18 protein-coding genes are annotated in these 21,047 nt (G+C 71.0%); 10 read left to right on the top strand and 8 right to left on the bottom strand.

Going from position 1 to position 21,047, the window contains the following annotated elements; all coding sequences use genetic code 11:
- Positions 1-70: 70 nt before the first annotated feature.
- A complete protein-coding gene (locus ACLLJJ_RS16035; protein ID WP_434591546.1) occupies positions 71-1,315 on the top strand; it encodes a GNAT family N-acetyltransferase in 1,245 nt (414 codons plus the stop codon).
- Positions 1,316-1,342: 27 nt separating this feature from the next.
- Here ACLLJJ_RS16035 and ACLLJJ_RS16030 read toward each other — a convergent pair whose 3' ends face one another.
- Positions 1,343-1,531, bottom strand: a complete 189-nt coding sequence (locus tag ACLLJJ_RS16030) for a hypothetical protein (protein WP_434591544.1) — start codon at positions 1,529-1,531, stop codon at positions 1,343-1,345.
- Positions 1,532-1,711: 180 nt separating this feature from the next.
- On the opposite strand from ACLLJJ_RS16030, the gene ACLLJJ_RS16025 reads away from it, so the two are divergent.
- Positions 1,712-2,611 (top strand): FadR/GntR family transcriptional regulator, encoded by a 900-nt coding sequence (locus ACLLJJ_RS16025; RefSeq protein WP_434600434.1) that lies wholly within the window; start codon positions 1,712-1,714, stop codon positions 2,609-2,611.
- Positions 2,612-2,652: 41 nt separating this feature from the next.
- On the opposite strand, the gene ACLLJJ_RS16020 is transcribed toward ACLLJJ_RS16025, so the two are convergent.
- Positions 2,653-2,841, bottom strand: a complete 189-nt coding sequence (locus ACLLJJ_RS16020; protein ID WP_434591541.1) for a hypothetical protein — start codon at positions 2,839-2,841, stop codon at positions 2,653-2,655.
- A gap of 158 nt (positions 2,842-2,999) precedes the next feature.
- Between ACLLJJ_RS16020 and ACLLJJ_RS16015 the strand changes: the two genes are divergently transcribed.
- Both ACLLJJ_RS16015 and ACLLJJ_RS16010 read left to right on the top strand, forming a co-directional pair.
- On the top strand, positions 3,000-3,881 hold the full coding sequence (locus ACLLJJ_RS16015) for a winged helix-turn-helix domain-containing protein (protein ID WP_434591539.1): 882 nt from the start codon (positions 3,000-3,002) through the stop codon (positions 3,879-3,881).
- A gap of 305 nt (positions 3,882-4,186) precedes the next feature.
- The gene (locus ACLLJJ_RS16010) at positions 4,187-4,873 is read left to right on the top strand and encodes an HAD family hydrolase (RefSeq protein ID WP_434591536.1); all 687 of its coding nucleotides are present in this window, start codon (positions 4,187-4,189) and stop codon (positions 4,871-4,873) included.
- Positions 4,874-4,929: 56 nt separating this feature from the next.
- Here ACLLJJ_RS16010 and ACLLJJ_RS16005 read toward each other — a convergent pair whose 3' ends face one another.
- Positions 4,930-5,106 carry a hypothetical protein gene (locus ACLLJJ_RS16005; RefSeq protein ID WP_434591533.1) on the bottom strand — a complete coding sequence of 59 codons (177 nt, stop codon included), beginning with the start codon at positions 5,104-5,106 and terminating at the stop codon, positions 4,930-4,932.
- 290 nt (positions 5,107-5,396) lie between these two features.
- On the opposite strand from ACLLJJ_RS16005, the gene ACLLJJ_RS16000 reads away from it, so the two are divergent.
- Positions 5,397-7,643, top strand: a complete 2,247-nt coding sequence (locus ACLLJJ_RS16000) for an aminoglycoside phosphotransferase family protein (protein WP_434591530.1) — start codon at positions 5,397-5,399, stop codon at positions 7,641-7,643.
- Positions 7,644-7,870: 227 nt separating this feature from the next.
- On the opposite strand, the gene ACLLJJ_RS15995 is transcribed toward ACLLJJ_RS16000, so the two are convergent.
- On the bottom strand, positions 7,871-8,890 hold the full coding sequence (locus ACLLJJ_RS15995; protein WP_434591527.1) for a zinc-binding dehydrogenase: 1,020 nt from the start codon (positions 8,888-8,890) through the stop codon (positions 7,871-7,873).
- Between the two features lie 43 nt (positions 8,891-8,933).
- Here ACLLJJ_RS15995 and ACLLJJ_RS15990 point away from each other — a divergent pair, with 43 nt between their 5' ends.
- Together ACLLJJ_RS15990 and ACLLJJ_RS15985 are read left to right on the top strand one after the other, a co-directional pair.
- Entirely contained in the window at positions 8,934-9,578 is a 645-nt protein-coding gene (locus ACLLJJ_RS15990) for a TetR family transcriptional regulator (RefSeq protein WP_434591524.1), read from the top strand.
- Between the two features lie 98 nt (positions 9,579-9,676).
- The gene (locus tag ACLLJJ_RS15985; RefSeq protein WP_434591522.1) at positions 9,677-11,746 is read left to right on the top strand and encodes a HelD family protein; all 2,070 of its coding nucleotides are present in this window, start codon (positions 9,677-9,679) and stop codon (positions 11,744-11,746) included.
- A 289-nt stretch (positions 11,747-12,035) separates the two neighbouring features.
- Here ACLLJJ_RS15985 and ACLLJJ_RS15980 read toward each other — a convergent pair whose 3' ends face one another.
- The 4 genes from ACLLJJ_RS15980 to ACLLJJ_RS15965 all read right to left on the bottom strand — a co-directional run bounded on the left by ACLLJJ_RS15980 (position 12,036) and on the right by ACLLJJ_RS15965 (position 17,547).
- Positions 12,036-13,505: an MFS transporter gene (locus ACLLJJ_RS15980; RefSeq protein WP_434591520.1), complete on the bottom strand. Its 1,470-nt coding sequence runs from the start codon at positions 13,503-13,505 to the stop codon at positions 12,036-12,038.
- A 149-nt stretch (positions 13,506-13,654) separates the two neighbouring features.
- Positions 13,655-14,134 (bottom strand): MarR family winged helix-turn-helix transcriptional regulator, encoded by a 480-nt coding sequence (locus tag ACLLJJ_RS15975; protein WP_434591517.1) that lies wholly within the window; start codon positions 14,132-14,134, stop codon positions 13,655-13,657.
- A gap of 81 nt (positions 14,135-14,215) precedes the next feature.
- On the bottom strand, positions 14,216-16,105 hold the full coding sequence (locus ACLLJJ_RS15970) for an ABC transporter ATP-binding protein (protein WP_434591515.1): 1,890 nt from the start codon (positions 16,103-16,105) through the stop codon (positions 14,216-14,218).
- A gap of 215 nt (positions 16,106-16,320) precedes the next feature.
- Positions 16,321-17,547 carry an MFS transporter gene (locus ACLLJJ_RS15965; RefSeq protein ID WP_434591512.1) on the bottom strand — a complete coding sequence of 409 codons (1,227 nt, stop codon included), beginning with the start codon at positions 17,545-17,547 and terminating at the stop codon, positions 16,321-16,323.
- A 77-nt stretch (positions 17,548-17,624) separates the two neighbouring features.
- On the opposite strand from ACLLJJ_RS15965, the gene ACLLJJ_RS15960 reads away from it, so the two are divergent.
- The 3 genes from ACLLJJ_RS15960 to ACLLJJ_RS15950 all read left to right on the top strand — a co-directional run bounded on the left by ACLLJJ_RS15960 (position 17,625) and on the right by ACLLJJ_RS15950 (position 20,710).
- Positions 17,625-18,023 (top strand): MerR family transcriptional regulator, encoded by a 399-nt coding sequence (locus ACLLJJ_RS15960; RefSeq protein WP_434591510.1) that lies wholly within the window; start codon positions 17,625-17,627, stop codon positions 18,021-18,023.
- A 340-nt stretch (positions 18,024-18,363) separates the two neighbouring features.
- Positions 18,364-19,794, top strand: coding sequence for a rifampin monooxygenase (gene rox / locus ACLLJJ_RS15955; RefSeq protein WP_434591508.1), 1,431 nt, complete (start codon positions 18,364-18,366; stop codon positions 19,792-19,794).
- Between the two features lie 361 nt (positions 19,795-20,155).
- Positions 20,156-20,710, top strand: coding sequence for a DinB family protein (locus ACLLJJ_RS15950; protein ID WP_434591505.1), 555 nt, complete (start codon positions 20,156-20,158; stop codon positions 20,708-20,710).
- The last annotated feature ends 337 nt before the right edge of the window (positions 20,711-21,047 follow it).

Genomic DNA, 21,047 nt, shown 5'->3' with positions numbered 1-21,047 from the left:
GCGCGGGGGCGGCGCGGGGGCGGCGGAAAATCATGCGACAGGGCGCGCGGCCCGTGCCTAGCGTGTGCGCATGAGCGTAGACGTCCGCCTGATCACCGAATCCGAGTTCCCCGACTGGCTGCGTGCCCTGGCCACCGGTTTCTTGCGGTCCCCCGTGATCCCGGCGGAGGACGTCGCGCGGGGCCGGGAGCACAAGGACCTGACGCGGATCCGGGGCGCCTTCGACGAGGGCCGCTGTGTCGCGACGTTCCGCTCCTTCGCGCAGGAGCTCACGGCGGTCGGCGGGGCCCCGGTCCCGGCGAGCGCCGTGTCCAATGTGACCGTGTCGCCCACGCACCGCCGCCGCGGTCTGCTCAGCCGGATGATGGACGCGGACCTGCGGGAGGCGAAGGAGCGCGGCGACGTCCTGTCGACGCTGATCGCCGCCGAGTACCCGATCTACGGGCGGTTCGGGTACGGGCCCGCCGCCTCCACCACCGAGTGGGAGATCGAAGTACCGCGCGCCGGGCTGGATCCCCGCCGGTCGGGTCCCGACGACGGCGGCCGGGTCGACCTGGTCGACGGGGCCGATGCGCGCAAGCTCGGTCCCGAACTGCACGAACGGCTCCGGGCCGCGCAGCACGGTGCGATCGGCCGGGACGCGTACTGGTGGCAGATCAGCACCGGGCAGATCGCGCTGGACCACGCGCCGTGGAGCGAGCCGTACTACGCGGTGTACCGCTCGGCGCTCGGTGAGGTCGAAGGGATGATCGTCTACAAGGCGGACGACAACTGGGGCGACGCCAAGCAGCCGCTCAACAGGGCGACCGTGCGCGACATGATCGCGGTGACGCCGGCGGCGGAGCGCGCGCTGTGGCACTTCGTCTGCTCGGTCGACTGGATCACGACGGTCCGGTCCGGCCTTCGCGCGAGCGACGATCTGCTTCCCCTCCTGCTCCCGGATCCCCGGGCTGCCAGGATCGTCACTCAGGCCGATTTCCTCTGGGTGCGGCTGCTGGACGTCGTACGGGCCCTGGAGGCTCGTACGTATGCGGTGCCCGCCTCGCTGGTGCTGGAGGTGCATGACGCGGCGGGCCTGGCCGGTGGGCGTTTTCGGCTGGCCGCCTCACCGGATGGCGCGGTCTGTGCGCCGTCGAGCGATTCGGCTGATCTGGCTCTGGACGTACGGGAGTTGGGCGCGCTGTACCTGGGTGGGGAATCCGCGGTGCGGCTGCTGGCGCTGGGCCGCGTGGCGGAGGGGTCCGTGGGCGCCGCCGCCGTTGCCGACGCCCTGTTTCGTACCCCCAGGCGCCCTTGGTGCCCGGACGTCTTCTGACGACCGCCTCCCCCCTGATGCTCTCCTTCAGCCGATGACCGGTTGGAGGAGCAGGACGAGGACGATGGCGCCCACGCTCAGGCAGGCGGTGTTCTTCGCCTTGACGCCGATGGACAACAGGGCGACGGCGGCCAGGCCCATGATGCCGAACTGGCCCTGGATGAGCTCTTCGATCACGAAGAAGAGTGCTGCGAGGAGGATGGCGATGAGCGGCATTACGGGTCCCTCCCTGAGTCGGTCCCACTTGGCAGCTGATCCGCCAACCCCTGATGGCTGTCGCGTACTCCCGCCATGTTGTTCAAGTTGGCCGCCAACTGTAAGTGAGTTGTCCCCTACTTGGGCTGTGAAATAACCACCCAGCACGCAACTCCCGTTAGATGGCAAGAAGTTGTAGTGTTGGTGTGTGAGCACAGCAGGCTCTCCGTGAACGGGCGGAAGCGGTCCCACCAGGAGGTGGCCGAGGAGCTGCGGGCCCGGATCAGGACCGGGCACCTGCGGCCCGGCGACCGCATGCCGACGCAGGCGCGGCTGGCCGACGAGTTCGGTGTGGAGCGGGGCGCCGTCCGGCTGGCGCTGCGGGCCCTCCAGGAGGAAGACCTGCTCACCAACGTGACCAAAGGCTCTCCCGCGATCGTGGCCGAGACCGCCCCCGTCGCGCTCACCCCCCGGGAAGCGCGGCCGCAGACGACGATGGTCGCCCTGGCGCCGCGCATCTCCGTGGCCTTCACCGCCCCGCACGTGCGGATCGACGCCCTGTGTCTCACCTCGGTGTCGCTGACCCTGGCCCTCGGGGAGCCGCTCAGGCTGGTCCACAGCGGGGGTATCAAACCGGCCAAGGTCGACGTACGCGTCCTGCTGCCGAGCCGCGACATCGATCTCGCCTTCCCCACCCTGGTGGCGGACGGTGGTGACACCCGGCCGCAGCGGCGGTGGCTGACGCAGCGCAACGCGCAGGGGCAGGTGCTGAGCCACAACCTCCTCGCACTGCGCCGCTCGCACGGCATTGACGTGCGGGTTTCCTTCCGGGCGCTGCCGTTCACCCCGCCGGTCGAGCTCTACCTCCTGAACGGCTCCGAGGCGTTGCTGGCGTACTACATGATCAGCAGGCAGCAGGAGGAGATCGACCACGAGTCGTTGGAGATGTACGACACCCAGGGCACGCAGTCGATGCTCTTCTCGTTCACGCACAGTGGCGAGGGGCAGCGGCAGCGGGACACGACGTTCGTCGAGCAGTCGCAGCTCTGGTTCAACGCGATTTGGGGCACGATCAGTTCGGAGCTGACGCTGGCCGACTGACCGCGGCTCCGGGCGCCGTGGCGATGGCGGTCCGGGGGCGGTCAGAGCGCAGGGGCGGTCAGTTGCATGGCGATGACGGTGACCCCGACGCCTACGCAGGCGGGGCTCTTGGCCCTGACGCCGATGGCGATCAGCAGGGCGCCGACGGCGCAGAGGGGGCCGTAACGCCACTCTGCCAACTTCTCGAACCCCACCACGACAACGGCGGTGATGAGCAGGAGTGCGGGCATCCTGGTTCCTCCTTCGATGCGGGTGGGTAGATGGAGGGCACCGCGCCAAGTGCGGTCAGTTGGTGCCAACTCTTGCCAAGATTGTCCCACTTGGTCGCGATCAATAAACAACTTCCAAACAACTCACGCTAGATGGTGAAGAGTTGTAGCGTCGATGTGTGACTCAGGAGAACATCGCAGTGAACGGCAGGAAGCTTTCGTACCGGGAAGTGGCGGCCAGCCTGCGCGAGCGGATCCGCAAGGGTGACCTCAGGGCCGGGGACCACATGCCGACCCAGTCCCGGCTGGCCGAGGACTTCGGGGTCGAGCGGGGCGCGATACGCCAGGCGCTGCGGGTCCTTCAGGAGGAGGGGCTGCTCACCGATGTCACGCGGGGAGCGCCGGCCCGTATCGCCGACGCGCCGACGAGCGCACCCTCCGCCCCCCAGGGGGCACAGGCGACCATGGTCAGCCTGGCACCGCGCATCACCACCGCCTTCGCGGCCCCGCACGTCTGCATCGACGCCCTCAGTCTCACCTCGGAGTCACTGACGCTCGCGCTCGGCGAGCCGCTGCGTCTGATCCACGAGGGCCGGATCAGGCCCGAGACCGTGGAGGTACGCATCCTGCTGCCCGGCCGGGGCATCTCGCTGGCCTTCCCCATCTCCGTCGAGGAGCCGAAGGACGACAGCCCGGTGCACCAGCGCTGGCTGGCCCAGCGCAATTCGCAGGGTCAGGTGCTGCGCCACAACCTCCTCGCGCTGCGCCGCTCGCACGGTATTGACGTCAAGGTCACCTTCAGGGCGCTCCCCTTCACGCCGCCGGTGAAGCTGTATCTCCTGAACGACTCGGAGGCGCTGTTCGGGTACTACATGATCACCAAGCGGGAGGAGGAGATCAACGACGTGCCCACGGAGATGTACGACACCCTCGGGCTGCGGTCGCTGCTGTTCTCCTTCAGTGCGGGCGAAGAGGCGCGGGACGCCACCTTCGTGAACCAGTCGCAGACCTGGTTCGACGCGCTGTGGACCACCATTTCCTCGGAGCTGATCCTGACGTAGAGCCACGTGGGGCGGGCTCCCGCGCTCCGAGTGGCGCCGGCTCAGGGAAGCCGCGCCGCCGGCCGGTCCGGCAACAGTGCGCGGAACCGTTCGTGCGGCGGATCCAGGAGGGAGGATGGAACAGCAGGCGCGCCCCCTCTCTCGTGTCGCAGGGTTACAGGGCCTCCGAAAGAGGGAACGTCGTGCCTGCCTGCCCTGCTGCACGTACGTATGTGGACCCACTGCTTCTATTGGCGGACGGCTTCGTGACTTCTGACGCGACTCACACCGAACAGGTGGCACCGGTGCTCGGGAATCTCAAAGGCTTGATCACGGCTGCTGACTACGTTCTGTTCGACTTCGACGGCCCCATCTGCCGGCTCTTCGCGGGCCATCAGGCGCACAAGGTCGCCGCCAGCCTGATCGACTGGCTGGAGGAACGCGGCAGGCATGTGCTGCTGACCAAGGACGAGCTGGCCTCGGACGACCCGCATGCCGTCCTGCGGGCGGTGGGCCGGAGCAGCGCGGGCGACGGCCTGGTCGTGGCGCTGGAAGAGGAGCTCACCCGCGAGGAGCTGCGGGCCGCGGCCACCGCCCGGCCCACCCCGTGGGCCGATCCGCTGATCCGCACTTGGCGGGCGGTGGTCGGCAGTCGGCTGGCGATCACCACGAACAACTCCCCGCAGGTCGCGCGGCAGTACCTGACCGGCCGCGGCCTTGCGGAGTGTTTCCTCCCGCACATCTACGGCCGCACCACCGACCTGAGCCTGCTGAAGCCCGACCCGGACTGTCTGAACCGGGCGCTGACCGGCCTCGGCGCCCGGCCGTCCGAGGCACTGATGATCGGTGACACACCGTCGGACCTGCACGCCGCGCAGCGGGCGGACGTACCGTTCCTCGGCTACGCACGCGACGAGGGGCGCCGGGAGCGGCTGCGTGCGGCGGGTGCGGAGGTGGTCGTGGAGGACCTGGAGCAGGTGCTCGACCTCGTGCGGAGCGCCGCGCGGACGTGATCGCTCCGGCCGGGCCGTGCGGGGGCCCGGCCGGTGTCCGGTGCTGGTCCGGCTTTTCAGGCCTGCACCATCGGCAGTACGAGGATGACGGCGCCCAGGGCCGTGCAGTTGGCGTTACGTGCTTTGAACCCCACGGCCAGCAGCGCCAGGGCGACGGCCCCCGGGACGCCGTACCGCCACTGCACGAACTGCTCCAGCCTCGCGACGAAGAGCGCGCCCAATAGAACGAACAAGCCCATCATGGTCGCCCCCTGGGTCACCTTTAGCCATTCGATTACGTGAAGGACCAAGAGGTCGAATCGCAGGGTTCCCTCTTCGTCGACGCCGCCCGGGCGTGGTTCGCGTCGCACTGGGACCTGCTCAGCACCTGACGGCGTACACGATCGAACACCACGACACGATCGGGAAAACGTCACTCGCATGGGCCTAAGGGAAGCCCAACTGCCGCGAGAAACACTTCGGTTGGTGACTACTCTGTGCGCATCACCTTTGATGGCCCCGCGCAACCATCCAGGAGCGACCCGTGGGCAGTCCCCCTACGGCCGTGTTCCACGCATCGAATCCCACCGCTCACGAGGTGTACAACGACTTTGTGTCCGAGGCCGTCCGCCACGGCGAGATGACCCGCGGGTACCACAACCGCAACTTCCGGGTCCCGCTGACGGAAGCCATGGCACGTCTGGTGAAGCGCGAGCCCGGTGTGTCCGTCACGGTGCGTCTGCGCGCCCCGGAAGTGCTGCCGGTCGTCGTCCGGACCTGGCACGACGAGTCGGAGATCCTCGGCGCGGTCCACGGAGCGCTGCCCCATGTGCCCGAGTGCCTGGCCAAGCGGCAGGGCACCGCTGTGCATAGTTATGTGGAGGGGGTGCCGCTGTCCAGCGTCTGCCAGAACGGCGAACCGGTCGACCCGCGGTTGATCCGGGCCCTGGCGGGGCTGCTCACCAAGCTGGTCGCCATACGTCGCGAAGACCTGCCGAAGCTGCCGTCGGACTGGCCCCGCGACGGGCACAGCCGGGACTTCCTGCGCAGGCTCGCACGGCTCACCGACGAGCAGGTACGCCAGCCCAACTGGGCTGAATTCGGTGGGCTGTTCGCTGCGCTCGGCGTCCATGACGACGCGATGGCGGGCTTCGCCGAGCGGGTGCCGACCATGGTCCGCCGCCCGTTCAGCCTCCTGCACACCGATCTGCACCGCGACAACCTGATCGTCACGTACGGCGGCACCCCGCCCCTGGTCTGCGTCGACTGGGAACTGGCCACCTACGGTGATCCGCTGCACGATCTCGCCACGCACCTGGTGCGGATGCAGTATCCGCCCTCCCAGCAGCAGGAGGTGGAGCAGGCCTGGCACCGGGAGATGTCCCGGATCCGGCCGGAAGGGGCCAACGGTCTGGCCTCCGACCTGCGGCACTACCTGGACTTCGAGCGCGCGCAGTCCGTCTACCCGGACGTGATGCGCGCTGCCCGGTCGCTGGGGGACGGGGAAAAGCCGGTGGGACTGGATGCGGCGACGGCGTCGGTGCGGTGCGCACTGCACGCGGCGCGAAGGCCGTTGAGGCTGGCCGGTGTGCCGGGCCGGCAGGAGATCAAGAGGATCCTCTACCGTTGGCACGCGGCGCACGGCGGCCGTTCGGCCGAGGCTCCGCATGCCTGGCCGGTCAGATTCTGGACGCTGGACGGCGAGCTGTCGGCCGGTGGCCGACTCCCCGACCGCGCGGTGGCCGAGGCGCTGGCCGCGGAGGGCGCCGCATCGGCCGAGCGGGTCTTCAAGGGGACGGGCCACCTCAACACCGTGGTGCAGGTGGGCAAGGACCGTTCGACGGTCGTGGTGCGCCGCAAGCTCGGCGGCGGAAATCGCAGGGAGCCGTGCTTCCTCGACGAGCATGTTGTCCTGCGGGCCGTGGAGGGGCTGGGCGGCGCGGTGCGGGCGCCGAGGGTCCTCGCGATGGGGGTGAGCGAACTGTCCGACGGGTTCGCGGTGCACTCCTACGAAGGCCCCGCGGGTGGGCTGCGGCCCCCGAATCACCCGGTGCACGGGCTGCTGCCGCTGGAAGCGGACGATCTCGTCGACCAGCTCGGCGCGCTCGTCGACCTGGACGCGGCGGCGCTCGATCCGACGATGGGCCACAGCGGCTTCTACCCGTGGCTGAGCGACCGTCTGGTGGAGATGGTCGGGAGCCTGCCGAAGGAATCGCTCCAATTGGCCAGGGTTCTGGGGCTGCCCGGCGCGCAACGGCTGAAGGAGATCCTGGCCAGGCACGCCGTCACCCCACGCAAACCGGTTCTCCTGCACGGCGATCTGAACCCGTGGAACCTGGTGCGGGGCGCGGGCACCGGCGAACTGATCATCATCGACTGGGAGATGGCAATGGTGGGCGACCCGCTGTACGACTTGGTGCGCCATCTGCATCTGACCCCGCACCGGCCGGAGATCCGGCGGCGCATGGTCGAGCGGTGGAAGCGGGAGCTGGGCAGGCGCGGCGCCGATTACGTCGAGGGTGTCACGCGTGACGCGGACATCTACCGGTGGATCGAGTCGGTCCGGTCTGCCTATGTCGACCTCGACCGCCTGCTCACCGGGGAGAGCCTGGAGGCGCCGAATGTGCGCAGGGCGGTGGCCTCGTACTCGATGACACTGCAGGCGGCGACGGGGTCGCTCGGACTCCGCGGCGACCGGATGAGGAACCCCTACCTCGCGCTGGCGCTGCCGCTGGGCGACTACGTGGAGCCGTGGCAGGGACCTGGGGGAGCCACGCGGGGGGCCCAATAGACTGTCCGGTCCGGACTCTCTATTGGGCCCCCGACCGCCCGCATGGCCATCCTGGGCGAGCGGCGCCTGAGGGGCGAGCGGTCCGCCCGGCCATCCCGGGCGAGCGGCGCCTGAGGGCCGAGCGGTCCGCCCGGCCATCCTGGGCGAGCGGCCCGCCCGGCCACCCCCGGTGAGCGGGCCCGCGCGGCCATCCCGGCAGGGGCCCTGCGCCCCCCCGCCCCGGGCGCTCAGCCCACCGTGAGCAGCGCCTTGCCGACCACGGACCTGGCTTCGATCGCCCGGTGCGCGTCCGCCGCCCGCGCCAGCGGGAACGTCTCGGCGATGACCGGCCGCAGCCGTCCCGCCGCCGCCTCCGCGAGCGCCACGGACATCAGCCGCGTGACGGCGTCCGCCTCGAACTGCACCTCGGCGATGCCCCGCAGCGTGATCCCCCGGCGCCGCGCCTCCGCCGCGTCGATGGGGGAGAAGCCGCCGCTGGGCGCCCCGTGCGCCGAGACCCGCCCGCCGTCGGCGGTCAACCCGAAGGCGGCCAGGCCCAGTTCGCCGCCCACGCCGTCGAGCACCACGTCCGCGCCCGCCCCGCCGAGCGCTTCGCGCGCCCGGTCGACCCAGCCGTCCTGGGAGTAGTCGACGACGGCGTCGGCGCCCAACTCCCGTACGAGATCCAGCTTCCGCTCGCCCCGCGCGGCTCCGACGACCCGCGCCCCCGCCGCGTGCGCCAGCTGCACCAGCAGGGTGCCCATGCCGCCCGACGCCCCCAGGATGAGCACCCGCTCGCCGGGCCGGATCCGCGCCGCCTGTGTGATGCCGGTGCCGGTGACCCCGTCGTGGGCGAGCGCGGCGGCCTCGCGCAGGCCGAGGCCGTCCGGGACGGGGGTGAGCCGGTCGACGGGGGCGACGAGCTGTTCGGCGTACGACCCCTGGATTCCCGGCCCCGCCACCACCCGGCGCCCCGTCCACGACGGGTCCACGCCCTCGCCGACGGAGAGCACGATGCCGGCCGCCGCGCCGCCCGGCACGTACGGCGGGGTGATGCCGAACCGCGGGCCCCAGCTCTCGCGGATCTGCGTCTCCAGGAAGATGGTGTCCACCACGGCCACCCCGACGACCACTTCGCCGGGCCCGGCCACCGGGTCGGGCAGCTCGGTCTCCACCAGGACCTCCGGACCGCCGAACTCCGTCACCTGAATCGCACGCATGATGTCCACTCCCCGCTCGTTGTCGCCCGTACGAGGAGTCTCAGACATCAAGGATGGTTGAGGTCAAGGGCTCCCCGTACGCTTCTGGACCATGAGCGGTGGAACGGGCGGCAGTGGCGGCGGCATGGGGCTGCGCGAGCGCAAGAAGCAGCGGACGTACCGGGCGATCTCCGACGCCGCGATCGGCCTCTTCCTGGCCAAGGGCTTCGACAAGGTCTCCGTCGCGGAGGTGGCCGCCGCCGCCGAGATCTCCAAGCCGACCCTCTTCCGCTACTTCCCGGCCAAGGAGGACCTGGCGCTGCACCGGTTCGCCGATCACGAGGACGAGGCGGCGCGAGTGGTGTCCGGCCGGCCGGCCGGCCTCTCGCCGCTGGACGCGCTGCACCGGCACTTCTTGGCGGGCCTCGAACGGCGCGACCCGGTGAGCGGGCTCAGCGACGAACCGGCGGTGCTCGCCTTCCACCGGCTGCTGTACGGGACGCCGAGCCTGGTGGCCAGGCTGCTCGCGTACGTGACCCGCTCCGAGGAGGCGCTGACCGCCGCCCTCGGCGGGCCCGACCGGCTCGGGGCGCGGCTCGCGGCCGGGCAGATCGTCGCGGTGCAGCGGATCCTCGCCGAGGAGAACTGGCGGCGGATCGAGGCGGGGGAGGATGCGGACGCCGTCCTGCCGGGGGCGGTGGCGGCGGCTGACCTGGCGTTCGGGCAGCTGCGGACGGGACTGGCCGCCCACTTCTGAGCCGGCGCTTCCGAGCCGGCCACTCCTCCGGCGCCGACCGCTCACCCGGATATAGATCTGCGGTTAAATTCGTTACTCGGTTACGTTATCTTGGGCGGATGACGTCACTCGACCATGAGCTCAACCGGGAACGGACCTTCCACGACACCTGCCGCGCCGCCCTGACCCGCATGGTCGAAGGCGCCGACGCACAGGTCGTCACCGGCGAGGACGTCTCCGCGTCCGGAGCGGACGCCGAGTCGCTCGGATTCCATCTGCGCGGCTACGCCAAGCAGTTGGGGGAGGAGCCCGAGAGCCCGCTCTTCTTCGGCCGCCTCGACCTGGCCGACGGCCGCAGCCACCACATCGGGCGCCGCCGCATCAGCGAGCACCCCGCCGAGCCGCCCCTGGTCATCGACTGGCGCGCACCCGTCTCCCGCGCCTTCTACCAGGCGAGCGCCCATGACCCGCAGGGCGTCGCGGTCCGCCGCCGCTTCGGCTGGGCGCCCTGGAGCAAGGGCGCGTCCGAGGACCTGACCGGCCTGGAGGACGAGCCGCTGGTCTCCGCGGCCCAGGGCCCCGCCGCGGTCAGCCACATCCTGGCCGGGGAGATCGAGCGCCCCCGCGTCGGCCCGATGCGCGACATCGCCGCCACCATCCAGCCCGAACAGGACACGCTCGTACGGGCGGAGCTGACCCGGTCCGTCTGTGTGCAGGGCGCCCCCGGCACCGGCAAGACCGCGGTCGGCCTGCACCGCGCCGCGTACCTGCTCTACACCCATCCGCAGCGACTGGTCCGCAGTGGCCTGCTGATCCTCGGCCCCAACCGCACCTTCCTCTCCTACATCGCCGAGGTGCTGCCCGCACTCGGCGAAGGCGGCGTCAGGCAGTCCACGGTCGACGACGAACTGGCCCGCCACCCGGTGCGCGCCCTGGACACCCCGGCGGCGGCGGCCGTCAAGCACGGTGCCCCGATGGCGGCCGTGCTGCACCGCGCGCTCTACGGCCGGGTGTCGGCCCCCACCGCATCGCTCGCCGTCCCCAACGGCTCGTACACCTGGCGCGTCCCCCTCGACGAGCTGGAGCGGATCGTCGACGAGGTGCTGACCGAGGCGCCCCCGTACGCCGTCGGCCGCGAGCGCGTGCGCACCCGCGCCGTACGCGTCCTGCAGCTCCAGGCCGAGCGGCGTGCGGGTCCGCCCGACAACGAGTGGCTGCGCAGGATGGGCCGGGCCAGGCCGGTATCCGCGTTCGTCGACTCGGTGTGGCCCACGGTCCGGCCGGAGGAGATCGTGGCCGAGGTGCTCACCGCCGCCGACGATCCGGGCCTGACCGAGGACGAGCGGCGGGCGATCCGCTGGGCGAAGCCGCCGCGGTCCTTCAAGAGCGCGAAGTGGTCCGCCGCCGACCTGGTGCTGATCGACGAGGTCGCGGGTCTCGTCGAACGCCCGGCGGGCTATGGCCATGTCGTCGTCGACGAGGCGCAGGACCTGTCCCCGATGCAGTGCCGGGCCATCGCCCGCCGCGTCGACTTCGGCTCGGTGACGGTACTGGGCGACCTCGCGCAGGGCACCACACCGTGGGCGGCCCGCAGTTGGCCCGAACTCCTCGCCCACCTCGGCAAGGTCACGGCCGCCGTCGTCCCGCTGACCAAGGGGTTCCGCGTCCCCGCGGTGATCGTGGAGCTGGCGAACCGGCTGCTCGGGGCGCTGGACGTCGACGTACCGCCGGGGCTTTCGATGCGGACGGACGGGGAGTTGGCGGTCCGCGAGGTGCGAGATCTGGCAGCGGCGACGGTCGAGGCGGTACGGGCCGCACTGACCCGGGAGGGATCGGTGGGCGTCATCGCGGACGAGGCGCAGGTGCCCGCGCTGCGCGAGGCGCTGGCCGCGGCCGGCATCGAGGGCTTCGCGGGCGGTGTCGGCGGCGACCCGGCGCTCGCGGGCGGTGCGTCGCGGGTGTCCGTCCTGCCCGCCGCGCTCGCCAAGGGCCTCGAATACGACCATGTCGTCGCGGTGGAACCCGCCGCGATCGTCGGCGCCGAGCCGCGCGGCCTGCACCGGCTCTATGTGGTGCTCACCCGCGCCGTCAGCCGCCTCGACGTCCTGCACTGCCGCCCGCTTCCGGCGGAGATGCTGGCGGACAGTGGCTGCGGGCCGTCGTCGTCACGCGGCACCGCACGCCGGTAACTCAGCACCGTGCGACGTCTTTTGGCGCCGATCGGTCGTGCGAGCCACGCCCGCCCCGGCGCGGACCTGCCCTTCGCCGAGACCGGCGACCACTCGCCCCCGAGGCCCCGCCGGCTCCCCAGGCCCGACCCCTGTACGGGCCTGGGGCTCGGCCGGGACTCGGCCGCCCGTCGACGCCAGGCCGCCGGGGCGCACGGTCGGTTTCCCGCCCCTGCGCCCCTGATCCGACGGTGTACACCGCGCCGACGGCGTACACCGCTTCGACGGGCCGCGACGGGAGGATGTGACATCAGACCTGGACGAGGATGGCGGCATCGTCGGCCGGAGTCGTGGTGGCGGGCCGGCGCAGCATGGTGAATGCGATCACCAGGGCGGCGATCAGCAGCCCGGCGCCGACGGTGAAGGCCAGCCGGTAGCCGTCGGTCAGCGCCTCGGCCCGGCTGCTGCCTGCTGTGAGGAGGCGGTCGGTGCGGGAGGCCGCCAGCGTGGAGAGCACCGCGACTCCCAGGGCCATGCCGATCTGCTGGGTGGTGTTGAACAGGCCGGACACGAGCCCGGCGTCCTCGTCCTTCGCGCCGGACATCCCGAGCGTGGTCAGCGCGGGGAGCGCGAGCCCGAAGCCGGCCGCGAGCAGCATCACGGGGAGCAGGTCGGTGACGTAGTTCGCGTCGGCCGGCAGGCGGGTGAGCAGTCCGAGTACCGCGATGAGGAGTACGAGCCCGGCCAGGAGGACATTGCGCTCACCGAAGCGGGTGTTGAGGCGGGCGGAGACTCCCAGCGACACGGCTCCGATGACCGCCGCCGCCGGGAGCATGGCCAGGCCGGTCTTGGCCGCGCCGTATCCGAGCACCTGCTGGAGGTAGAGGGCGACGAGGATCTGGAAGGAGAAGAGCGCGGCCACCATGAGCATCTGGATCAGGTTGGCGGCCGAGACGGCGCGTGACCGGAAGATGCGCAGCGGCATGAGGGGGGCCCCGGCGGTGGCCTGGCGGACGAGGAACGCGGCGAGCAGGCCGGCGGCGACCGCGCCGAGACCAAGGGCGTGGGCCGAGACCCAGCCGTACTCCTCGACCTTGACGACCGTGTAGATCCCCAGCATCAGCCCGGCCGTGACCAGCAGGGCGCCCACGGCGTCCGCTCCTGCCCGCAGGCCGATCCCGCGGTCGGCGGGCAGTGCCGGCAGGGCGAACGCGAGGGTCGCGAGCCCGATCGGCAGGTTGATGAAGAAGATCCAGTGCCAGTCGAGTGCGTCGGTGAGTACGCCGCCGAGCACCTGGCCGATCGACGCGCCGGCCGCACCGGTGAAGCTGAACACGGCGATGGCCTTGGCGCGTTCCCTGGGGTCGGTGAACAGCGTCACGAGGATGCCGAGGCCGACGGCCGCGGCCATCGCGCTGCCGATTCCCTGCAAGAAGCGGGCGGCTATCAGCAGCGCGGGGGATGCGGCGAAGCCCGCCAGGAGCGAGGCGGCGGTGAAGACGACCGTACCGGCGAGGAACATGCGCTTGCGGCCGATCAGGTCCCCGAGCCGCCCGGCGAGCAGGAGCAGACTGCCGAACGCGATCAGGTAGGCGTTCACGACCCAGCTGAGTCCCGCGGGGGAGAAGCCCAGGTCGTCCTGGATGGCGGGCATCGCCACGGTGACGATGCTGCCGTCCAGGATGGTCATCAGCAGCCCGGTGGCGATGACACCGAGGGCCGCCCAGCGTGACCGGAGACCGGCGGAAGGGGGAACGGGTACGGCGTGCGGGACGGGCATGGCGGGACTCCCCTGTCGAAGAAGGCGATAAGAGAGACCGTAGCAGATAGTTCCGTTGTAGACTATCTTTTACGGTCCCGCTTCCCGCTTCCCGCTTCCCGCTTCCCGCGTCCGCCCCTCCGTTCGTACGGAGTCCCTGCCGCCTCTCCCTACTGCCGGGGCCGCCTGGCCGGCCGGGAGGTCTCGGCCGGGCTGGCCAGGTGCACGTCGACCAGTCGCTTCAAGCCGTCCAGCAGCGCCTTCCACTCCCGCTCGGGGAGGGCCGTCAGGGCTTCCTCGTGCACACGGTCGACGATCTGCTGGCTCTGCGCGGCGGCGCGGGCCCCCGCGTCGGAGACGACGATGATCCGCGCCCGCCGGTCCTGGGCGGACGGTCGCCGCTCGGCGAGACCGGCCTTCTCCAGGGCGTCCACCGTCACGACCATGGTGGTCTTGTCCATGTCCCCGATCTCCGCGAGCTGCGCCTGGGTGCGCTCCTCCTCCAGTGCGTGGACCAGCACGCAGTGCATGCGCGCGGTGAGCCCGATCTCGGCGAGCGCGGCCGACATCCGGGTGCGCAGGACATGGCTGGTGTGGTCGAGGAGGAAGGACAGGTCCGGTTCGGTTCGGGTGGGCGTCATGGCAGTCATACCTCCCAGCGTAACAATTGCTCCCGTGATGGATGATCCGGAAGAGAACGTCTATCGAGGGCGGGCGCTCTTGTCGGGCACTCAGCGCACGGCCTGCGACTCCTCCGCCTCCGGGCGTTCGAACTGCGTGCGGTACAGCTCCTCGTACCGGCCACCGACCGCCAACAGCTCCGTGTGGGTGCCGCGTTCCACGACCCGGCCGTCCTCGACGACCAGGATCAGGTCCGCGGCCCGTACGGTCGACAGCCGGTGCGCGATCACCACGGCGGTCCGGCCCTCCAGTGCCTCCGCCAGGGCCTCCTGGACGGCTGCCTCGGAGGTGGAGTCGAGGTGCGCGGTCGCCTCGTCGAGGATGACGACCCGCTGGCGGGCCAGCAGCAGCCGGGCGATGGTCAGCCGCTGCCTTTCACCGCCGGAGAAGCGGTAGCCGCGTTCGCCGACGACGGTGTCCAGGCCGTCGGGCAGCGCGGCCACCAGGCCGTCGAGGCGGGAGCGCCGCAGGGCGTCCCAGATGTCCTCCTCGGTGGCGCCGGGCCGGGCGAGGAGCAGGTTGGCGCGGACCGACTCGTGGAAGAGGTGCCCGTCCTGGGTGACCATGCCGAGGGTCTCGCGGATCGAGTCGGCGCTCAGATCGCGCACATCGACGCCGTTCAGCCGCACCGACCCGGCGTCGGCGTCGTACAGGCGCGGCAGGAGCTGCGCGATCGTCGACTTGCCCGCGCCGGACGAGCCGACCAGGGCGACCATCTTGCCGGGCTCGGCGCGGAAAGAGATGCCATGCAGAACCTCGGTGCCGCCGCGGGCGTCCAGCGTCGCGACATCCTCCAGGGAGGCGAGGGAGACCTTGTCGGCGGACGGGTAGGCGAAGGAGACCTGGTCGAACTCCACGGACACCGGCCCGTCCGGCACCCGGCGGGCGTCCGGCTTCTCGGCGATCAGCGGCTTCAGGCCGAGGATCTCGAAGACCCGCTCGAAGCTCACCAGGGCGCTCATCACCTCGACCCGGGCGCCGGCCAGTGCGGTCAGCGGGGCGTACAGGCGGGTGAGGAGCAGGGCGAGGGCGACGACCGCGCCCGGTTCGAGGCTGCCGCGCAGGGCGTAGAAGCCGCCGAGGCCGTAGACCAGGGCGAGCGCCAGGGCGGACACCAGGGTGAGCGCGGTGATGAAGGTGGACTGCGCCATGGCCGTACGGATGCCGATGTCGCGCACCCGCCTGGCGCGGGCCGCGAACTCGGCGGACTCGTCGGCGGGCCGCCCGAAGAGCTTGACGAGGGTCGCGCCGGGGGCGGAGAACCGCTCGGTCATCTGCGTGCCCATGGCCGCGTTGAGATTGGCGGCCTCGCGCTGGAGCTTCGCCATCCGGGCGCCCATCCGGCGGGCGGGAATGACGAACACCGGCAGCAGGACCAGCGCGAGCAGGGTGATCTGCCAGGAGATGCTGAGCATCACGGCGAGGGTCAGCAGCAGGGTGACGAGGTTGGAGACGACGCCGGACAGGGTGTTGCTGAAGGCCCGTTGAGCGCCGATGACGTCATTGTTGAGCCGACTGACGAGCGCGCCGGTGCGGGTACGGGTGAAGAAGGCGACCGGCATCCGCTGGACGTGGTCGAACACCGCCGTGCGCAGATCGAGGATCAGCCCTTCGCCGAGGGTGGCCGACAGCCGGCGGGTGAGCAGGCCGAGCCCCGCCTCGGCCACGGCGATGACGGCGATGAGCAGTGCGATCCGGGTGACTGTGCCGGACTCCTTGCCCTGGACGATCGCGTCCACGACGCGTCCGGCGAGCACCGGAGTGGCCACCGCGAGCAGGGCGGTGATCACGCTGAGCACGAGGAATTGGTAGAGCTGCCGACGGTGCGGACGGGCGAAGGAAGCGATGCGGTGCAGAGTCGCCCGGGAGAAGGGCCTGCGGTCCTGCTGGGCGTTCATCGCGCTGTGCAGCGATGTCCACGCGGTGACTTCCATGTCCATGGGGTGCCTCCGGAATCTGGTGGGCCGACGCGGTGCCCGTCGGCCGGTGTGGCCCGGGGCGCACACAGCACGCTAGAACCTCAACCAATCTTGAGGTCAAACCCTTCCCCGGGTCCCGTCCGAACGAGTGACCGGCGCCCGGGCCGGGCCGCCCAGGACACCGTCCGACTGCTCAGGATGTCCTACGTGCGCGTCGGCCGCCGACGATCCCGGGTTCAGGGCGTCGTACGTACACGCTCGCCCGGAAAGCCATGGGTGCGGGCGCCCACGACCACGGCCAGCACCGGGGCCAGCAGCGCCAGCACGGTCCAGGGGAAGGAGGTGGCGCCGAGGCGGTCGAGGAGGACCCCGCCGACGACTCCGCCGCCCGCCATCGCCGCGTTCCACAGGGTCACGAGCATGGCCTGCGCGGCGTCCGCGGACTCGCCGCCGGCATCCGCCACGGCGGTCTGGAGCAGGGTGGGGGCGCCGCCGAACCCGAGCCCCCACAGCGTCACCGCGGCGTAGACCAGGGCGGGGCTGTCGGCGAACACCGCCAGGATCGTGGCCGCCACGGCGAACAAGGCCGTGCCGGCGATGGTGAGCGCGCGCAGCCGGCGGTCGATGTGCGCGCCCACGACCCAGATGCCGGCCATGGACGCGAGGCCGAAGACCAGCAGGACGAGCCCGGTCGAGCCGCCCATCCCGAGGCCGTCGAGGAACGGCGCGATGTACGCGTAGAGGATGGTGTGGGCCAGCACGAAGACCAGGGTGACGAACAGGACGGGTGCCACGCCGGGCAGGGCGAGGGCCCGCAACATCGGCGTCCGGGCCCCGGCCCGCTGCCCGGGTCGGTCGGGGACCGCGGCCCCGATCCAGCCGATCACGACCACGGCGATCACGGTCATCAGCGCGAACGTCACCCGCCAGCCGAGGGCCTCGCCCAGGAAGGTGCCCGCGGGCACGCCCAGCGCCAGAGCGACCGGTATACCGCTCATGACGACGGCGATCGCCTTGCCCTGGAGGTGCACGGGGGCCATGCGGCGGGCGTATCCGGCCAGCATCGCCCAGGCCAGGCCCGCGGCGACTCCGGCGACGAATCGGGCGGCCATGGTGAGGGGGTAGGTGTCGGAGGCCGCGGTGACCGCGTTGGCGACGGCGAAGGCCGCCATCGCCGTCACCAGCAGCCGCTTGCGCCGCCATCCCGCGGTGGCCGCGGACAGCGGAATCGCGGTGAGCGCGGTCCCGACCGCGTAGACCGTCACCGACTGCCCCATCGCGGACTCGCCGACCGCCAGATCGGCGCTCATGGCGGGGAGCACGCCGGCGGGCAGCGTCTCGGTCAGGCTGGTGAGGAACACGGCCACGGTCAGCGCCAACAGGGCGGCCATGGGCAGCTTTTGGGGCTCGGTCCGGGTGTTCTGGGCGGGGGGTCCGGCGATTCGTGTGGTGTGGTTTCGCATGCGGCCTATGCTCGAACCCTCACATTGATGTGAAGGTCAAGCGGCGAAATTCGGGCGCCGGGATGCGAGGACGTCACATGCGGATCGGCGAGCTTTCGGAGCGTACGGGGACCCCCCGGCGGCTGCTGCGCTACTACGAGGAGCAGGGACTGATCGTCTCCGACCGCTCCCCGAACGGCTACCGCGCCTACGACGAGGCCTTCGTCGACCGGGTCCTGCAGATCAGGGGGCTGCTCGACGCGGGCCTGCCGACCCGGATCATTAAGCAGATCCTCCCGTGCCTCAACAAGCCCCGGATCATCCACTTCCCCGACGCGACACCCGAGATGCTTGCCACGCTGACCCGCGAACGCGACCGGATGACCGAGCGCATCGAGTGCCTGACCCGCAACAGGGACGCGATGGCGGAGTACTTGGACGCGGTGCGCGGAAACCAGCACACGGACGCCGAGGGCGAGGTGGCTGTCCGTCGGTAGTGTGTCGGCAGCGAGCGAATAGGCGAACGAACGAGCGCGGGCGAAAAGGGCAGGGGCGGGGGCATGGGCGGGAACGACGCGACCGCGGCAGGCAGGATCCCGCCCGAGGCCACGCCGGCTCCCCGCCCGCAAGTCCCCCCAACGCCGATATCGGGGACCCGTAAATTCCTGAACTCCCTGACGTGGGCCGTGTTCCTCCCGGGACTGATGGTCCTGGGCTCCGGGATCGGCCGGCGCGGTCGCGGGAACTCGGCGCGGAGGTGCGGGGGTGCGGGGGCGCGTGCCGCCGAACCGCGCGGGGCGGCCGGCCGAACTCCAATCTCGTTGAATGGGCGTTCTGATGATTGACGTGATCGTGGCCGGCGGCGGGCCGACCGGCTTGATGCTGGCCTGCGAGCTGCGGCTGGCCGGAGTGCACGTGGTCGTGCTGGAGAAGCTGACCGAGCCGACCGAACAGTCCCGCGGGCAGGGCCTGCACGCGCGCAGTGTCGAGGTGATGGACCAGCGCGGACTGCTGGACCGGTTCCTCGCGGTCAGTGAGAAGTTCCAGGTCGGAGGCCTCTTCGGCGGCATCGTGAAGCCGTGGCCGGACCGGTTGGACACGGCCCACCCGTACGGCGTCGCCACCCCGCAGCCGCTCACCGAACGGCTGCTCCACGAGCGCGCCGTCGAGCTCGGTACCGACATCCGGCGCGGCTGCGAAGTGGTCGGGCTGAGCCAGTCCGGCGCGGACGGGGTGACCGTCGAGCTGGCGGACGGTACGAGCCTGCGCTCGCGCTACCTCGTCGGCTGCGAGGGCGGGCGCAGTGTGGTGCGCAAGCTGCTCGGCGTCGGTTTCCCCGGCGAGCCCGCCAAGGTCGAGACGCTACTTGGCGAGATGGAGGTGACCGAGGATCCGGCAAAGATCGCCGCCGTCGTCGAGGAGGTGCGCAGGACCCAACTGCGGTTCGGGGTCGCCCCCGGCGAGGACGGAGTGTGCCGCGTCGTCGTGCCCGCCGACGGGGTGGCCGAGGACCGTGCGGCCGGGCCGACCCTCGACGATTTCAAGCAGCAGCTGCGGGCCCACGCGGGCACCGACTTCGGCGTGCACTCGCCGCGTTGGCTCTCCCGGTTCGGCGACGCCACCCGGCAGGCCGAGCGCTACCGGGTCGGCCGGGTGCTGCTGGCCGGCGACGCTGCGCACATCCACCCGCCGACCGGCGGACAGGGACTCAACCTCGGCGTGCAGGACGCGTTCAACCTCGGCTGGAAGCTGGCCGCCGAGGTCAACGGCTGGGCGCCGGAAGGTCTCCTCGACAGCTACCACAGTGAACGCCACCCGGTGGGCGCGCGCGTGCTGAACAACACCCGCGCGCAGATCACACTGCTGGGTACCGACCCGGGGGCGACCGCGCTGCGGGAGCTGTTCTCGACGCTGATGGATTTCGAGGAGGTGAACCGGTACGTGACCGGGATGATCACCGCGGTCGGGATCCGCTACGACTTCGGCGAGGGCCACGAACTGCTCGGCCGGCGGATGCGGGACACGCAGCTGAAGCAGGGGCGCCTGTACGAGCTGATGCGCGCCGGCCGCGGTCTGCTGCTGGACCGGACCGGCCGGCTCTCGGTGACGGGCTGGGCGGACCGGGTCGACCACGTCGTCGACGTCGGCGAGGAACGGGACGCGCCCTCGGTGCTGCTGCGCCCGGACGGCCATGTGGCCTGGGTCGGCGAGGATCAGCGGGATCTGCTCGGCCAACTGCCCAAGTGGTTCGGCACTCCCGCCGGCTGAGCGGGCATCGGGACCGGTGTCCTGTCGCAGACAACTGTGGGCAGGGGGAGGCTCTGACCTGCGGTGCCTACGGTTGAGTGGGACAGGTTGCCGGTCGGTTTCCCGCTCAGCCGTAGGCAGTTGGTTCGAGGGTGTTCATCGCGGAAGCCCACCGATCGGTTCGGCGATGCCATGCCCATGCAGATGAAATTGTTTGCGATAACGCTCGATCGCCCTGCGCCGCTACTTCAAGCCATCGCCGAACTCACCAGCCTGCTCGCACCCGGCGACACACGACGAGGCGGCGGCACGTGACCGAGCCGGCCGACCCGTCGATCCTGATCATCCCGACCGACCCGAAACCACCGAGCCTGGAGTTGACATGGCTGACCTGATCGTGCCCGACCCCGTCACGCGCGACATTCTCGCGATCTTCGAAAACGTGCGATTCCGGCTGTTCGAGCGCCTGGAGGGCCTGACCGACGCCGAGTACCACTGGGAGCCGGTCAGCGACTGCATCAGCATCCGCCCCGGCGACGACGGCGTCTTCCGCGTCGCCACGCTATTTCCGGAATCGAGTCCGGAGGCACCGGACCCCTTTACGACGATCGCCTGGCGCATCTGGCACATCGGCAGCCTCTGCCTGCGCGGCTATGTGATCCACTTCTTCGAGGACGTTCCCGAGTTCGGCGACCGCCACGAGTGGCCGGGCACCGCGAAAGAGGGCGTCCAGGCGCTCGCCGAGGACTGGGAGCACTTCATCTCCCGTATCGCAGCCCTCGGCGACAAACGCCTGTTGGCGCCGATAGGCATGGGCCCAGGCGGTTGGGCCGATGAGACCTATCTGAAGCTCGCGCTGCATGCTCTGAAAGAGGTCACACATCACGGCGGCGAGATCGGCCTGCTGCGTGACCTGTACCTGCGCGAAGCCGTCTGATTTCGGCGGTGGGCGACCTTGTCCGGCAGCCGTGTGCTGCCAGACAACGGCCGGGGTCGGCGGTTATCTCCTTTCTCCGGGTCTACTCATCGGCCGCGTCTGGGTCACGCAGGGGCCTCATACAGGGTGAGCAATCAGGCCCCCGAACAGGCCGAACAGTGCGCGCGCAGGCTCTCCCGGACAAGATCTCGTCATCCCGACACACCGAGCAAGATCACACGATGGGTGGGGAGATCCACAGAGCAGGTTTGCCCCACCCCCGAGTGCCAGGTGGCCGCTTTCAGGGAGCGTCATCACCTCGAAGCCGGCAGACGACAACAGATGTGCCAAGAGCACC

The sequence above is a fragment of the Streptomyces sp. A5-4 genome, assembly GCF_051131715.1.
GTDB lineage: Bacteria > Actinomycetota > Actinomycetes > Streptomycetales > Streptomycetaceae > Streptomyces.
This window is presented reverse-complemented; position numbering and strand designations above follow the sequence as displayed.

What these genes read in the sequence shown, in the direction of transcription:
- ACLLJJ_RS16035 (WP_434591546.1), top strand. Translation starts at nt 71, where the DNA reads ATGAGCGTAGACGTCCGCCTGATCACCGAATCCGAGTTCCCCGACTGG.
- ACLLJJ_RS16030 (WP_434591544.1), bottom strand. Translation starts at nt 1,531, where the DNA reads ATGCCGCTCATCGCCATCCTCCTCGCAGCACTCTTCTTCGTGATCGAA.
- ACLLJJ_RS16020 (WP_434591541.1), bottom strand. Translation starts at nt 2,841, where the DNA reads ATGCCCGCACTCCTGCTCATCACCGCCGTTGTCGTGGTGGGGTTCGAG.
- ACLLJJ_RS15995 (WP_434591527.1), bottom strand. Translation starts at nt 8,890, where the DNA reads ATGTCTGAGACTCCTCGTACGGGCGACAACGAGCGGGGAGTGGACATC.
- ACLLJJ_RS15990 (WP_434591524.1), top strand. Translation starts at nt 8,934, where the DNA reads ATGAGCGGTGGAACGGGCGGCAGTGGCGGCGGCATGGGGCTGCGCGAG.
- ACLLJJ_RS15985 (WP_434591522.1), top strand. Translation starts at nt 9,677, where the DNA reads ATGACGTCACTCGACCATGAGCTCAACCGGGAACGGACCTTCCACGAC.
- ACLLJJ_RS15980 (WP_434591520.1), bottom strand. Translation starts at nt 13,505, where the DNA reads ATGCCCGTCCCGCACGCCGTACCCGTTCCCCCTTCCGCCGGTCTCCGG.
- ACLLJJ_RS15975 (WP_434591517.1), bottom strand. Translation starts at nt 14,134, where the DNA reads ATGACTGCCATGACGCCCACCCGAACCGAACCGGACCTGTCCTTCCTC.
- ACLLJJ_RS15970 (WP_434591515.1), bottom strand. Translation starts at nt 16,105, where the DNA reads ATGGACATGGAAGTCACCGCGTGGACATCGCTGCACAGCGCGATGAAC.
- ACLLJJ_RS15965 (WP_434591512.1), bottom strand. Translation starts at nt 17,547, where the DNA reads ATGCGAAACCACACCACACGAATCGCCGGACCCCCCGCCCAGAACACC.
- ACLLJJ_RS15960 (WP_434591510.1), top strand. Translation starts at nt 17,625, where the DNA reads ATGCGGATCGGCGAGCTTTCGGAGCGTACGGGGACCCCCCGGCGGCTG.
- rox (WP_434591508.1), top strand. Translation starts at nt 18,364, where the DNA reads ATGATTGACGTGATCGTGGCCGGCGGCGGGCCGACCGGCTTGATGCTG.
- ACLLJJ_RS15950 (WP_434591505.1), top strand. Translation starts at nt 20,156, where the DNA reads ATGGCTGACCTGATCGTGCCCGACCCCGTCACGCGCGACATTCTCGCG.